A 14,320-nucleotide genomic window follows, 5' to 3' on the forward strand; every position below is an offset into this window, starting at 1 on the left:
GACGCACGAAAAAGGTGCGCGACCTTAACGTGCCCGCCGCCGGAGGGAAACCCCTCGCTGGCAGCTGCTCAACGCGTGGCGTTCAGGCCCGAGGGATCGCCGCCGGAAAGGCCTGCGACCGACTGGTTGGCCTGCAGCACATTGTCGGCACCGGAGACCAGGGTCTTGGGCTCACCCACGCCCGCGGCCCGGGACCAGTACACCTGCTGGTTGGAACCACCCACGGCGATGTCGGCCTGGCTGAGCAGGGTTAGGCGCGCCTTGGCGCCGTAGCCATAGGCATCGACCTTGGCCAGGCCGTCGCTGCCGCGCACATTGGCCTGCACCTGCTGGTAGCCACCGCCAATGCTCAGGCTGGCCACCGCGCCCTTGACCGTGGTGACGCTGCCCAGCCCATGGATGGCCAGGGCCTGGGCGCTGTCGAGCACCAGCCGATGATGACTGCCGTAGACGGTCACCGTGCCGCACTGGCCTTTCAACGTCAGGGTATTGCCTTCGCCGGACAGAGACACGTCCCGGCCTTCGCAGTCGAGGGTGCGACTGATGTTCATGCCATCGATATCGAGGGGCTCACTGGCCGCGGATACCGGCTCCTCGGCATGGACCAGCAGCGGAGCGACGAGCAGACAGCAACCCAGCAACGCCTTGAATGACGACATGGAGACTCCTTGTCTTGCCTAGAGTGGGAAACTCATCGGCAAGCTTGGAGCGTGACGGCGGCAGGACATTTGCTCTTGCGTCTCGCTTTTTTTCATCCCGTGATGGACACCGCGTTTTCCCATTGCCCCCTCAGGCACTACCATGCGCCCTTTCGTGGCTCCAGAGCGCTCGATGAAGACTCCTCGCGTTTCCCTTGATCAGTGGCGGACCCTGCAGGCGGTGGTGGACCACGGCGGCTATGCCCAGGCCGCCGAGGTGCTGCACCGCTCCCAGTCGTCGATCAGCTATACCGTCGCCCGCATGCAGGAGCAGCTCGGCGTGCCGCTGCTGCGCCTGGAGGGCCGTCGTGCCGTGTTGACCGACGCCGGCGCCGTGCTCTTGCGCCGCTCGCGCCGGCTGGTGCAGCAGGCCAGCCAGCTGGAAGAGCTGGCCTACCACATGGAACAGGGATGGGAGTCCGAGGTGCGCCTGGTGGTGGACGCCGCCTATCCGACTCGCTCGCTGTTGCTGTGCCTGCGCGAATTCATGCCGCAGAGTCGCGGCTGCCGGGTGCGTCTGCGCGAAGAGGTCCTGTCCGGGGTGGAAGAAGCCCTGCTCGATGGCTCGGCGGACCTGGCGATCACCGGCCTGGTGATCGCGGCCCACCTGGGCGCCTCCCTGGGCAATGTCGAGTTCGTCGCGGTCGCCCATCCCGAGCATCCGCTTCATCAATTGCAGCGCACCCTGGTGACCGCTGATCTGGAAGAGCAGCTGCAGATCGTCATTCGTGACAGCGGTCGCGCCCAGCCGCGCGATGCCGGCTGGCTGGCCGCCGAGCAGCGCTGGACGGTAGGCAGCATCAGCACCGCGGCCACCTTCCTGCGTGACGGCCTGGGCTTCGCCTGGCTGCCACGGGATGCCATCCAGACCGACCTCGACGCCGGGCTGCTCAGGCCGCTGCCGCTGGAACAGGGCGCGCACCGCTTCCATCCCTTCCAGCTCTACAAGACCCGCCAGCACGAGCTGGGCCCGGCCTCGCAGATCCTCATGAACCTCCTGCGCAAGCACGCCCTGCCACGCTGACCGTGGCGGGGGGCCAGCCGGGTTGCTATCGTTCGCCAGTCGTCTCCGCCACTCAAGGATCCATCATGTTCAAAGCCCTGCTTGCCGCCTGCGCCCTGTTCGTCGCCTCCACCGCCTGGGCCGCGGACAATCCGCACGTGCTCATCAGCACCAACAAGGGTGACATCGAGGTCGAGCTGGATGCGGCCAAGGCACCGGTCAGTACCGAGAACTTCCTCGCCTATGTCGACAGCGGCTTCTACAAGGGCACCCTGTTTCACCGCGTGATCCCCGGCTTCATGATCCAGGGCGGCGGTTACACCCGCGACATGCAGGAAAAGCGCACCAAGGCACCGATCAAGAACGAAGCCGACAATGGCCTGAAGAACCTGCGCGGCACCCTGGCCATGGCACGTACTTCGGACGTCAACTCCGCCACCAGTCAGTTCTTCATCAACGTCGAGAACAATGCCTTCCTCGACCACGGCTCGCGAGACTTCGGCTACGCGGTATTCGGCAAGGTCGTGCGTGGCATGGAAGTCGTCGACCAGATCGCCGGGGTCCAGACCACCCGCCAGGGCATGCTGCGCGACATTCCCCGTGAACCGGTCATGATTCTCGCTGCCAAACGGCTGTAAGCCGAACCGTCCGACTGGATGATCTGTGCCGATCATCCAGTCCCAACGGCGAGGTCCCCCTTTCGGCGACGCGACACGCTGTCTCCCCTCTACAAGGACCCCGCATGATCTTTCGCCGCTTCGAACGCATCATCGATGCGTTTCGGGATGCTCCCGATGAAATGCCGCCCGCTCGGGTCGGTGCCTTCTACCTGCATTTCCTCAAGCAAGCCTGGCCCGCCTTCGCCCTGCTGCTGGTGGTCGGCCTGATCGGCGCCTTGGTCGAGGTCGCCCTCTTCAACTTCATCGGCCAGATCGTCGACCTGGCGGGCAGCGCGCCCAACAGCACTGTGTTCTTCCAGGAGCATGGTGGCACCCTGATCTGGATGGCCGTGGTCACCCTGGTCATCCGCCCGCTGTTCATCAGCCTGCACGACCTGCTGGTGCACCAGACCATCACCCCCAGCCTCACCACCCTGATCCGCTGGCAGAACCATCGCTATGTGCTCAAGCAGAGCCTGGGCTTCTTCCACAGCGACTTCGCCGGACGTATCTCCAACCGCATCATGCAGACTGGCGTCTCCCTGCGCGATTCGGCGGTGCAGGCGGTGGACGCCATCTGGCACGTGCTGATCTTCGCCGTCACCTCGCTGATCCTGTTCGCCCAGGCCGATGTCTGGCTGATGGTGCCCCTGGTCCTGTGGATCATCGGCTACGTCATCGCCCTCTGGTATTTCGTGCCCCAGACCAAGGAGCGCTCGGCCATCGCCTCGGAATCCCGCTCGCAGCTTTCCGGGCGCATCGTCGACGGCTACACCAACATCTCCACCCTAAAGCTCTTTTCCCATTCGGCCCAGGAGGAGCAATACGCCCGCCAGGCCATGGAAGAGCAGACCGAGAAAGCCGAGAGCGCCGCCCGCCTGATCACCGCCATGGGCGTGACCATCGCCATCCTCAGCGGCTTCCTCATCGCTGGCACCACGGGCCTGGCCCTCTGGCTCTGGCACCAGGGCGTCATCAGCGTCGGCGCCATCGCCCTGGCCACCGGCCTGGTGATCCGCATCAACAGCATGTCCGGCTGGATCATGTGGGTGGTCAACGGCATCTTCGAGAACATCGGCATGGTGCAGGACGGCATGAGCACCATCGCCAAGCCGCGCCAGGTCGGCGACGCCCCGGACGCCAAGCCGCTGCAGGTGACCCATGGCGCGGTGCTGTTCGAGGACATCGCCTTCCACTACGGCAAGGGGGCGGGCATCATCGAAGGCCTGACCCTGGACGTGGCTCCCGGCGAGAAGATCGGTCTGGTCGGCCCCTCCGGGGCGGGCAAGTCGACGCTGATCAACATCCTGCTACGGCTCTATGACCTGGAAGGCGGTCGTATCCTGGTCGATGGCCAGGACGTCGCCCACGTCACCCAGGAAAGCCTGAGATGCCAGATCGGTGTGGTCACCCAGGATACCTCGCTGCTGCATCGCTCGATCCGCGAGAACCTGCTCTACGGTCGCCCCGAGGCCACTGATGAGGAGCTGCACGCCGCACTGCGCAAGGCCAAGGCCGATGACTTCATCGCGCGCATCACCGATGCCCATGGCCGCACCGGGCTGGATGCCCAGGTGGGTGAACGCGGGGTCAAGCTCTCCGGCGGTCAGCGCCAGCGCATCGCCATCGCCCGCACCCTGCTCAAGGACGCACCCATCCTGCTGCTGGACGAAGCCACCTCCGCCCTCGACTCCGAGGTGGAGGCCGCGATCCAGGAGAGCCTGGAAACCCTGATGGAAGGCAAGACGGTGATCGCCATCGCCCACCGGCTGTCGACCATCTCGCGCATGGACCGCCTGGTGGTCATGGAACGCGGCCAGATCGTCGAGATGGGTTCCCATGACGAGCTGATCGCCTACAACGGTCTCTATGCCCGCCTATGGCGCCATCAGACCGGTGGCTTCGTGGGTCACGGCGTACCGGGCAGGCAGCGGGTGCGCAGCAGCTCAAGCTGATGCTCCTGGTCCAGGCCGGGATAGAAGCCCTGGATCTTCTGGAAGCCACCCAGCCAGCTGCGCCGCTCCACCACACACTCGAACACCGGGCAGGCCGCCTGTCCGGCCTGCCCGCAGTCACGGTAGTAGGTCAGCTGCTGGCTCTTCTGTGCCGTACCCTTGAAAGTACCCGGACGATCCTGCAGCAGATAGAAGTCGATTTCCGCGGCGCTGCGATGATTCTCCCACTGGAACGCCAGAGTACTGGGATAGAAAAGCACCAGCAGGGAGGCCAGCAGCACCCAGAGAATGGCCGCGGTCAGCGGCAAGGGCAACCGCGAGCGAAAGCGGCGTCCGCCGCGAATGATCAGCGCGGTGACCACCGTGACCAGGGCCAGGGCGATACACAGCGACGGCAAGCCCGTGATGACCTGGCCGGCCACACCGATATCCAGGCCGCTGGGCGATGGCACCGTCCGATAGCCGATCTCCAGCCGCTCCCAGCCCACCCGATTACCGATCAGACCGGCAAGACCGAAGGCGACGGCCAGGCCCACCAGGGCCCAGAAGGTACGAGGATTGGTACTGCGCATGGGCAATCGTCCAGACAAAGACCGGGAGACTGCCTAAGCCCGCCGGCGAAGGCAAATCAGAATTTTGCCCTGCTCCTGTGCTCTATTGAAGGCATCCGCCTGAGGAACCCGTCCATGTCCATCGATCTTGACCGTGCTACCCACATCGTTGAAAAAGCCTTTTTACCGCTGCGCGGCGACGTCCGCGAAGATCCCAGCGACGCCAGCTTTGCCCTGACCGTGACCGACGGCAGCCAGGTACTAGCCTCTATCGCCCACGTCGCGCGCAGTCAATACAGCCATGCCGGACACCTCGCGGCGCTGATCGAACAGACCCGCCTGGAACTGGCACGCGACGGCCACGCCCTCGAACCCTGGTCGATGCCGGGCTAGCAGCCGATCACCGCCGGTGACCGCGAGGTTCGGCAAGGCCGTGTCGAGCTGATAGACTGCCGCCCCGCAGCCGCCACACACCGTGGCCCAACGCGAGTGGTTATCGTGGAAATTTTCAAAGAATTCGTTTTCGAAGCCGCACACTTCCTGCCCAACGTTCCGCCGGGCCACAAGTGCGGGCGTCTCCATGGGCATTCCTTCAAGGTAGGCCTGCATATCGAGGGCGCCGTCGACCCTCATACCGGCTGGGTACGGGATTTCGCCGATATAAAGGCCGCCTTCAAACCCCTGCACGAACGTCTCGACCACCATTATCTGAATGACATCCCGGGCCTTGAGAACCCGACCAGCGAAGTCCTCGCGCGCTGGATCTGGCAACAGCTCAAGCCGCTCCTGCCCGAGCTCAGCCAGGTTCGCGTCCATGAGACCTGTACCTGTGGCTGCATCTACCGCGGCGACTAATTCGCCTCTCCCATTCAAGGCGGCGATGGTGGCAGTCATTTTTCTGCCATAATTCGCGCCTGCCAACTGTCGACGTATCCCCATGTTCGAACTTTTCAGCGGACTCCACGCCTGGGTCGCCATCAGCCTCGTCTTGGCCCTGGCCTTTGTGCTGGCCTTTGAATTCATCAATGGCTTCCACGACACCGCCAATGCCGTCGCCACGGTGATCTACACCAAGGCGATGCCACCGCACCTCGCAGTGCTCTTCTCCGGCATCTTCAACTTCCTCGGCGTGCTGCTCGGCGGCGTTGGCGTTGCCTATGCCATCGTCCACCTCTTGCCGGTGGAACTGCTGATCAACGTCAACACCGGCCACGGGCTGGCCATGGTGTTCTCCCTGCTCGCCGCGGCCATCACCTGGAACCTGGGCACCTGGTACTTCGGCATCCCCGCCTCCAGTTCCCATACGCTGATCGGTTCCATCCTCGGCGTCGGCGTGACCAACGCCCTGCTGACCGGCATTCCGATGAGCGAAGGCGTCAATTGGCAGAAGGCGATCGACATCGGCCTGTCGCTGATCTTCTCGCCGCTGGCCGGCTTCGCCGTCGCCGGCCTCCTGCTGCTCGCCCTCAAGCGCTGGCGGCCGCTGTCCAAGATGCACAAGACCCCCGAGCAGCGCCGTGAGGTGGACGCCAAGAAGCATCCGCCCTTCTGGAATCGTCTGATGCTGGTTCTCTCGGCCATGGGCATGAGCTTCGTGCATGGCTCCAACGACGGCCAGAAAGGTATTGGCCTGATCATGCTGGTGCTGATCGGCATCGTCCCGGCCAAGTTCGTCCTGGACCTGGACAGCACGACCTACCAGATCGAGCGCACCCGCGACGCCGCCATTCACCTGGGCCAGTTCTACGAGCGCCAGGGCGACAACCTGAAGGACTTCCTCGCCGAAGTGCCCGGCAATCGCGACCTGCCCCAGGAATTCCGTTGCGCCCCGCACATGACCCTGCCCACCCTGCAGGCCCTGCTGGCCGACCTGGAAGGCATCACCGACTACCGCGCCATGAGTGACGATCATCGCCAGCAGGTGCGTCGCTACCTGCTGTGCCTGGACGACACCGCCAAGAAAGTCAGCAAGCTGCCGGTACTGACCGCGCGCGACCGTGACGATCTCAGCCGGCTGCGCAAGGACCTCACCAGCACCACCGAATACGCGCCCTTCTGGGTCATCATCGCCGTCGCCCTGGCCCTGGGCATCGGCACCATGGTCGGCTGGCGTCGCGTGGTTCTCACCGTGGGCGAGAAGATCGGCCGCCAGGGCATGACCTATGCGCAGGGCGTCAGCGCCCAGGTGACGGCCGTGGCCGCCATCGGCATGGCCAACGTCTTCGCCCTGCCCGTCTCCACGACCCACGTGCTGTCTTCGGGCGTAGCGGGCACCATGGTCGCCAACCGCAGCGGCCTGCAAGGCAGTACGGTGCGCAACATCCTCATGGCCTGGGTACTCACCCTGCCCGCCTCCATGGCCCTTTCCGCCGGCCTGTTCTGGCTGGCCCACCTGTTCCTGTAATCCCTGCCACCCGGGCGATGCTCAGACGTCGCCCGGGCAGGCCCCTCGTCGGGAAAGCCTGAACAGGATAGCTATTGACGTGTCTAGTGAAATGTGTCCAGCAGCGACACTTTTTCCGAGACAGCCGTACGGTGAACGTCAATGACTCCTGCGACCTATATCCTTCTTCTTGTACTTGGCTGGCTGGCCCTGTCGCTAGCCATACTCTGGGCAATGCTACGTCTGGCACGCCGCGCTCGCCCTTTGGCGACGCCTTCGCCCAGATTGCTACCCAGGGCGACGCCGACCTCCCCCGTGAGCACGCGCAAACACCTGGCGTGCTGATCGGCCGGACGTGACGAGGCCACCTCGACACTCAGGGAGCGCGCGGAAGAAAAAGGAGAGGATTCTTATCGTTATTTGAAGGGACGTGATTCGAGCGAATCAGGTGAGCAGGGTATTTTCCTGAGCGCTGCGGCTCATCTGCTCGAGGATCTGGTCTTGCTGCTGCGGGGTCAGGGTGTCCCAGCAGTGGTGCTTGATGAACAGCCCGGCGCCAAAGGCGACGTACAGCGACAGGGCGACGATGACGAGCGTTTCCAGCCCGACGATAGCCCAGGACCGACTCTTGGACGCATTGTCCTTGGTTTTCATAACGACCTCGTGAAATTTAGAGGGGCAATAGTTTAGTCCCTTAAGCAAGTCCCGTGCAGGGCCAGTCGTCGATTGGTCAACTCCATTGACCTGACTTCGGTATCCAGGGGCTTCTCATCTAGAGGCCTACCCGGGCCGCCAGCACCGCGCCATCGCCAACCTGCGGCGGCACGAATGCACGCCTGGCGCCGCGCTGGTATACTTCCGCGACTGACGGGTCGCTGCGGACCCTGCCGGTTCCGCTGGCTGTATCGGCCGATCCTGCAATTTCCGCAGCGACGCTTTGTCGCATCGCACGTCCATCGCCGCCGCGCCTGTCGCGCGGCCCGATAACGCCTTCTTGGGGCGTCTATCGACTCAAGGGTCGATCCTCGCTCGCCCGGCTTCGCGCCACAGCTGTGATAAAGAGGAGTTAAAGCAAGACATGTCCACCACGTCGAAGATCATCTACACCCTGACCGACGAAGCGCCCGCCCTGGCGACCTATTCGCTGCTCCCCATCGTCGAGGCCATCACCGCCTCCTCCGGCGTCGCCCTCGAAACCCGTGACATCTCCCTTGCCGGCCGCATCATCGCCCTCTTCCCCGAGTACCTGAAGGAAGAGCAGCGTATCTCCGACCACCTCGCCGAACTCGGCGAACTGGCCACCACTCCCGAAGCCAACATCATCAAGCTGCCCAACATCAGCGCCTCGGTTCCGCAGCTCAAGGCCGCGATCAAGGAACTTCAGGGCCAAGGTTATGCCCTGCCGGACTATCCGGACGAGCCCAAGGACGACAAGGAAAAGGACGTCAAGGCGCGCTACGACAAGGTCAAGGGCAGCGCCGTGAACCCGGTCCTGCGCGAAGGCAACTCCGACCGCCGCGCACCGTTGTCGGTCAAGAACTACGCCCGCAAGCATCCCCATCGCATGGGTGCCTGGAGCGCCGACTCCAAGTCCCACGTCGCCCACATGGACGCCCATGACTTCTATGGCAGCGAGCGCTCGGCCACCGTCGAGAACGCCGGCAGCCTGAAGATCGAACTGATCGGCAAGGACGGCAGCAGCAAGGTCCTGAAAGAGAAGACCGCGGTCAAGGCCGGCGAGATCGTCGATGCCTCGACCATGAGCCGCAAGGCCCTGCAGAGCTTCATCGCCGCCCAGATCGAAGACGCCAAGGCCAAGGGCGTGCTGTTCTCCGTGCACCTGAAGGCCACCATGATGAAGGTCTCCGACCCCATCATGTTCGGCATCATCGTCGGCGAGTTCTACAAGGACGTGCTGGCCAAGCACGAAACCGCCCTGAAGGAAGCCGGCTTCGACCGCAACAACGGCATCGGCGACCTCTATGCCCGCCTGTCCAGCCTGCCGGAAGCCACCCAGGCCGCCATCAAGGCCGACTTCGACGCCCAGTACGCCGAGCGCCCGGCGCTGGCCATGGTCAACTCCGACAAGGGCATCACCAACCTGCATGTGCCGAGCGACGTCATCGTCGACGCCTCCATGCCGGCCATGATCCGTGACTCCGGCAAGATGTGGAACGCCGAAGGCAACCTGCAGGACACCAAGGCCATCATCCCCGACCGCTGCTATGCCGGCGTCTACCAGGTGGTGATCGAGGACTGCAAGAAGAACGGCGCCTTCAATCCCAGCACCATGGGCAGCGTACCCAACGTTGGCCTGATGGCGCAGAAGGCCGAGGAATACGGTTCCCACGACAAGACCTTCCAGATCCCCACCGACGGTACCGTGCGCGTGACCGACGACCAGGGCAAGGTGGTCTTCGAGCACCCGGTCGAGGCCGGTGACATCTGGCGCATGTGCCAGACCAAGGACGCGCCGATCCAGGACTGGGTCAAGCTCGCCGTCAACCGTGCTCGCGCCAGCGGTACCCCGGCGATCTTCTGGCTGGACCAGAACCGCGCCCACGACGCCCAGGTCATCGCCAAGGTCGAGCGCTACCTCAAGGACCACGATACCAACGGCCTGGACATCCGCGTCCTGTCGCCCGAGGAAGCCACTCGCGTGTCCCTGGAGCGCATCCGCAAGGGCGAGGACACCATCTCGGTGACCGGCAACGTCCTGCGCGACTACCTGACCGACCTCTTCCCCATCATGGAACTGGGTACCAGCGCCAAGATGCTGTCCATCGTCCCGCTGATGAACGGCGGCGGCCTGTTCGAAACCGGTGCCGGCGGCTCCGCGCCCAAGCACGTCCAGCAGTTGGTGCAGGAAAACCACCTGCGCTGGGACTCCCTGGGCGAATTCCTGGCCCTGGCCGAATCCCTGAACCACCTGGGCGAGACCACCGGTAACGCCAAGGCCAAGATCCTGGCCAAGACCCTGGACCAGGCCAACGGCAAGTTCCTCGACAGCAACAAGTCGCCGTCGCGCAAGACGGGTGAACTGGACAACCGTGGCAGCCACTTCTACCTGGCACTGTACTGGATCCAGGCCCTGGCCGAGCAGAGCGAAGACGCCCAGCTCAAGGCCCAGTTCGCGCCAGTGGCCAAGTCGCTGACCGCCGACGAAGCCAAGGTGGTCGCCGAGCTGAACGGCGTCCAGGGCCAGGCCGTGGACATCGGTGGCTATTACCACCCCGACCAGGCCAAGACCAGCCAGGCGATGCGTCCGAGCGCTACGCTCAATGCCGCCCTGGCCCAGCTCAAGGGCTGAGATCAGCTCCTGCGTTGACCGCGAACCCCGGCCCCGGCCGGGGTTCGCTGCATTTGGGACCGACAAAGCTTAAGGCGTATACTGCGCGATTACCGATAGCGGAGTCCGAGATGGATTGGCACGCCCACGTCACCGTGGCCACCGTAGTGGAAGACGCCGGCCGCTTCCTGCTGGTCGAGGAAGAGAAACAGGGCCGCCTGGTGCTCAACCAGCCGGCCGGGCACCTCGAGCCGGGCGAGAGCCTGATCGAGGCGGCACGCCGCGAGACCCTGGAAGAAACCGCCTGGCAGGTGGAAATCCAGGGCGTGATCGGCATCGGCCTCTATGTCGCGCCGGGCAATGGCATCACCTACTACCGCACCGCCTTTCATGCCCGGCCCTTGGCCCATGAAAGCGAGCGCGCCCTGGACGCCGACATCACCCGCGCGGTCTGGCTGACGCTCGACGAGATCCGCGCCGAGCAGGCTCGGCTACGCAGCCCCCTGGTACTCGATGCCATCGAAAAGTACCTGGATGGACACCGCTATCCCCTGTCGATGATCGTAGATATGAGAGGTTTTTGAAGTGAACGGCACCCGCGTCATCGTCGGCATGTCCGGCGGAGTGGATTCCTCGGTCTCCGCCCTCTTGCTCAAGGAGCAGGGCTATCATGTCGAGGGCCTGTTCATGAAGAACTGGGACGAGGATGACGGTACCGAGTACTGTACCGCCAAGGAGGACCTGGCCGACGCCCAGGCGGTCTGCGACCGCATCGGCATCACCCTGCACACGGCCAACTTCGCCGCCGAGTACTGGGACCACGTCTTCGAGCACTTCCTCGCCGAATACAAGGCTGGCCGCACGCCCAATCCGGACATCCTCTGCAACCGCGAGATCAAGTTCAAGGCCTTCCTCGACTACGCCCTGGCCCTGGGCGCCGACCTGATCGCCACCGGCCATTATGTGCGCCGTCGCGACGTCGACGGCCAGACCCTGCTGCTCAAGGGCCTGGATGCCAACAAGGACCAGAGCTACTTCCTCCACGCCGTGGGCGGTGAGCAGCTGGCCCGCACCCTCTTCCCGGTGGGCGAACTGGAAAAGCCCGAAGTCCGCGCCATCGCCGAACTGCACGGCCTGGCCACCGCGCGCAAGAAGGACTCCACCGGCATCTGCTTTATCGGCGAACGCCGCTTCAGCGACTTCCTCAAGCAATACCTGCCGGCCCAGCCAGGTGACATCGAAACCACCACCGGCGAGGTCATCGGTCGCCACCACGGCCTGATGTACCACACCATCGGCCAGCGCCAGGGCCTGGGCATTGGCGGCATGAAGGATGCCGGTGACGATCCCTGGTACGTACTGAGCAAGGACCTGACCCGCAATGTCCTGATCGTTGGCCAGGGCAATGCCCACCCCTGGCTGTTCGCCGAGTCCCTGACCGTCAGCGAGATGTTCTGGGTCAACGACCTGGACCTCACCCAGCTGCGCCGTCTCACCGCCAAGGTCCGCTATCGCCAGCAGGATCAGCCCTGCCAGATCGAACGCCAGGGCGCCGGCTACCGGGTGGTCTTCGACGAACCCCAGCGCGCCGTGACCCCGGGTCAGTCGGTGGTCTTCTATGATGGCGACGTCTGCCTGGGCGGCGGCGTGATCGAGCACTACCAACCCGCCTGCGCCGAGGCGCCCGCCGCATGAACCGTACCCAGGAACAACTCATCGCCCTGGGCGGCGTCTTCCAGGCCGCCCTGCTGGTGGACCAGCTGGCGCGTACCGGCCAGGTCGCGGAAGAACCTTTGGCCTGCCTGCTCGGCAGCCTACTGGTGCGCGATCCGGGCAGCACCCTGGAGGTCTATGGCGGCAGCGTCGCGCCGCTGCGCGAGGGCCTTGGCGCCCTGTCCAGCACCCTGGAGCGCAATCCCAACAGCCTGCAGCGCGAACCCCTGCGCTATGCCCTGGCAATGACCGCCCTGGAGCGCAAGCTGGAGAAGCGTGGCGACCTGCTCGACCTCATCGGTCGCCGCCTCACCCAGATCCAGTCCCAGGTCGAGCACTTCGGCGTGGCCCACGAGAACGTCATCGCCGCCTGCGGTGGCCTCTACGAGGACACCCTGAGCACCTTCAAGCAGCGCATCCAGGTGCACGGCGAAATGCGCTACCTGCAGCAGTCCGCCACCGCCTCGCGGGTGCGCGCCCTGCTGCTGGCCGGCATTCGCTCCGCACGCCTCTGGCGGCAACTCGGCGGCCACCGCTGGCAGCTGGTGCTCAATCGTCGCAAGCTGCTCGACAACCTCTACCCCCTGCGCAACGTCTGATCCCAGGCCGGCGGCGGTACTACAGCGCCGGCCTTTGCGTGTAGAATTCCGCCCCTTTCTCCCCCGCTACCAAGAGAATGCCCATGCAGCTCTCCTCGCTCACCGCCGTATCGCCCATCGACGGCCGTTACGCCGGCAAGACCGCCGCCCTGCGCCCCATCTTCAGCGAATTCGGCCTGATCCGTTTCCGCGCCCAGGTCGAGGTCCGCTGGCTGCAGCGCCTGGCCGCCCACGCGGGCATTCCCGAGGTCGCACCCTTCTCCGCCGAGGCCAATGCCCTGCTGGACAAGCTGGCCACCGAGTTCAGCGTCGAGCAGGCCCAGCGGGTCAAGGACATCGAGCGCACCACCAACCACGACGTCAAGGCCATCGAGTACCTGCTCAAGGAAGAGGTCGCCGACCTGCCGGAACTGGCTGCGGTGAGCGAATTCATCCACTTCGCCTGCACTTCCGAGGACATCAACAACCTGTCCCACGCCCTGATGCTGCGCGAAGGCCGTGACCAGGTGCTGCTGCCACTGATGCGCCAGATCGCCGGCGAGATCCGCGTGCTGGCCCATCGCTTCGCCGACGTGCCCATGCTGTCGCGGACCCACGGTCAGCCCGCCTCCCCCACCAGTCTGGGCAAGGAACTGGCCAACGTGGTCTATCGCCTGGAGCGCCAGATCGAGCAGATCGCCGCCATCCGCCCGCTGGGCAAGATCAACGGCGCCGTGGGCAACTACAACGCTCACCTGTCCGCCTACCCGGACGTCGATTGGGAAGCCAATGCGCGTACCTTCATCGAAGACGACCTCGGCCTGACCCTGAATCCCTACACCACCCAGATCGAGCCGCACGACTACATCGCCGAGCTGTTCGATGCCATCGCCCGCTTCAACACCATCCTGATCGACTTCGACCGGGACATCTGGGGCTACATCTCCCTCGGCTACTTCAAGCAGAAGACCGTGGCCGGCGAGATCGGCTCCTCGACCATGCCGCACAAGGTCAACCCCATCGACTTCGAGAACTCCGAAGGCAACCTGGGCATCGCCAACGCCATCCTCCAGCACCTCGCCAGCAAGCTGCCGATCTCCCGCTGGCAGCGCGACCTGACCGACTCCACCGTGCTGCGCAACCTGGGCACCGGCCTGGCCCACGGCGTGATCGCCTACGAAGCCACCCTCAAGGGCATCGGCAAGCTGGAACTCAACGCCGCGCGGATCGCCGAAGACCTGGACGCCTGCTGGGAAGTCCTGGCCGAGCCGGTGCAGACCGTGATGCGCCGCTATGGCGTGGCCAACCCCTACGAGAAGCTCAAGGAGCTGACCCGTGGCAAGGGCATCAGCGCCAGCGCCCTGCAGGATTTCATCGACGGCCTGGAGATCCCCGAGGCCGCCAAGGCCGAACTGCGCCAGCTGACCCCGGCCGGCTATATCGGCAACGCTGCCGAACAGGCCCGTCGGGTCTGAAGATCATCCTTTTTCT

At 64.7% G+C, this 14,320-nt stretch carries 14 protein-coding genes; 11 read left to right on the plus strand and 3 right to left on the minus strand.

What is annotated here, in order from left to right; genetic code table 11:
* Nucleotides 1–68 precede the first annotated feature (68 nt).
* A complete protein-coding gene (locus tag PJ259_RS06830; protein ID WP_271655242.1) occupies nucleotides 69–659 on the minus strand; it encodes a DUF3060 domain-containing protein in 591 nt (196 codons plus the stop codon).
* Between the two features lie 172 nt (nucleotides 660–831).
* Here PJ259_RS06830 and PJ259_RS06835 point away from each other — a divergent pair, with 172 nt between their 5' ends.
* The 3 genes from PJ259_RS06835 (at nucleotide 832) to PJ259_RS06845 (ending at nucleotide 4,315) form a co-directional block, all read left to right on the plus strand.
* Nucleotides 832–1,722 carry a LysR family transcriptional regulator gene (locus PJ259_RS06835; protein ID WP_271655243.1) on the plus strand — a complete coding sequence of 297 codons (891 nt, stop codon included), beginning with the start codon at nucleotides 832–834 and terminating at the stop codon, nucleotides 1,720–1,722.
* 65 nt (nucleotides 1,723–1,787) lie between these two features.
* Nucleotides 1,788–2,339, plus strand: coding sequence for a peptidylprolyl isomerase (locus tag PJ259_RS06840; protein WP_059315313.1), 552 nt, complete (start codon nucleotides 1,788–1,790; stop codon nucleotides 2,337–2,339).
* Between the two features lie 104 nt (nucleotides 2,340–2,443).
* Nucleotides 2,444–4,315 carry an ABC transporter ATP-binding protein gene (locus PJ259_RS06845; RefSeq protein WP_271655244.1) on the plus strand — a complete coding sequence of 624 codons (1,872 nt, stop codon included), beginning with the start codon at nucleotides 2,444–2,446 and terminating at the stop codon, nucleotides 4,313–4,315.
* Here the strand turns inward: PJ259_RS06845 and PJ259_RS06850 are convergent.
* Nucleotides 4,270–4,887 carry a hypothetical protein gene (locus PJ259_RS06850; protein ID WP_271655245.1) on the minus strand — a complete coding sequence of 206 codons (618 nt, stop codon included), beginning with the start codon at nucleotides 4,885–4,887 and terminating at the stop codon, nucleotides 4,270–4,272. The genes PJ259_RS06845 and PJ259_RS06850 overlap by 46 nt on opposite strands.
* Before the next feature lie 114 nt (nucleotides 4,888–5,001).
* On the opposite strand from PJ259_RS06850, the gene PJ259_RS06855 reads away from it, so the two are divergent.
* The 3 genes from PJ259_RS06855 (at nucleotide 5,002) to PJ259_RS06865 (ending at nucleotide 7,270) form a co-directional block, all read left to right on the plus strand.
* A complete protein-coding gene (locus tag PJ259_RS06855; protein ID WP_059315316.1) occupies nucleotides 5,002–5,259 on the plus strand; it encodes a hypothetical protein in 258 nt (85 codons plus the stop codon).
* A gap of 105 nt (nucleotides 5,260–5,364) precedes the next feature.
* Nucleotides 5,365–5,721 carry a 6-carboxytetrahydropterin synthase QueD gene (gene queD / locus PJ259_RS06860; protein ID WP_271655246.1) on the plus strand — a complete coding sequence of 119 codons (357 nt, stop codon included), beginning with the start codon at nucleotides 5,365–5,367 and terminating at the stop codon, nucleotides 5,719–5,721.
* Between the two features lie 82 nt (nucleotides 5,722–5,803).
* On the plus strand, nucleotides 5,804–7,270 hold the full coding sequence (locus PJ259_RS06865) for an inorganic phosphate transporter (protein WP_059315318.1): 1,467 nt from the start codon (nucleotides 5,804–5,806) through the stop codon (nucleotides 7,268–7,270).
* Between the two features lie 423 nt (nucleotides 7,271–7,693).
* Here PJ259_RS06865 and PJ259_RS06870 read toward each other — a convergent pair whose 3' ends face one another.
* Entirely contained in the window at nucleotides 7,694–7,903 is a 210-nt protein-coding gene (locus PJ259_RS06870) for a hypothetical protein (protein WP_007158876.1), read from the minus strand.
* 424 nt (nucleotides 7,904–8,327) lie between these two features.
* On the opposite strand from PJ259_RS06870, the gene PJ259_RS06875 reads away from it, so the two are divergent.
* The 5 genes from PJ259_RS06875 (at nucleotide 8,328) to purB (ending at nucleotide 14,304) form a co-directional block, all read left to right on the plus strand.
* Nucleotides 8,328–10,559 (plus strand): NADP-dependent isocitrate dehydrogenase, encoded by a 2,232-nt coding sequence (locus PJ259_RS06875; protein WP_271655247.1) that lies wholly within the window; start codon nucleotides 8,328–8,330, stop codon nucleotides 10,557–10,559.
* 110 nt (nucleotides 10,560–10,669) lie between these two features.
* Complete coding sequence (locus tag PJ259_RS06880) at nucleotides 10,670–11,122, plus strand: NUDIX hydrolase (protein WP_271655248.1); 453 nt, start codon at nucleotides 10,670–10,672, stop codon at nucleotides 11,120–11,122.
* A gap of 1 nt (nucleotide 11,123) precedes the next feature.
* Nucleotides 11,124–12,233, plus strand: coding sequence for a tRNA 2-thiouridine(34) synthase MnmA (mnmA, locus tag PJ259_RS06885; RefSeq protein ID WP_271655249.1), 1,110 nt, complete (start codon nucleotides 11,124–11,126; stop codon nucleotides 12,231–12,233).
* Nucleotides 12,230–12,850 (plus strand): high frequency lysogenization protein HflD, encoded by a 621-nt coding sequence (gene hflD / locus PJ259_RS06890; RefSeq protein ID WP_059315321.1) that lies wholly within the window; start codon nucleotides 12,230–12,232, stop codon nucleotides 12,848–12,850. The genes mnmA and hflD overlap by 4 nt, the downstream gene beginning before the upstream one ends.
* A gap of 83 nt (nucleotides 12,851–12,933) precedes the next feature.
* The gene (gene purB / locus PJ259_RS06895) at nucleotides 12,934–14,304 is read left to right on the plus strand and encodes an adenylosuccinate lyase (protein ID WP_271655250.1); all 1,371 of its coding nucleotides are present in this window, start codon (nucleotides 12,934–12,936) and stop codon (nucleotides 14,302–14,304) included.
* Nucleotides 14,305–14,320: the final 16 nt, after the last annotated feature.

It is taken from the genome of Pseudomonas sp. JBR1 (assembly GCF_028198185.1).
In the GTDB taxonomy this organism is placed as follows: domain Bacteria; phylum Pseudomonadota; class Gammaproteobacteria; order Pseudomonadales; family Pseudomonadaceae; genus Chryseomonas; species Chryseomonas oryzihabitans_E.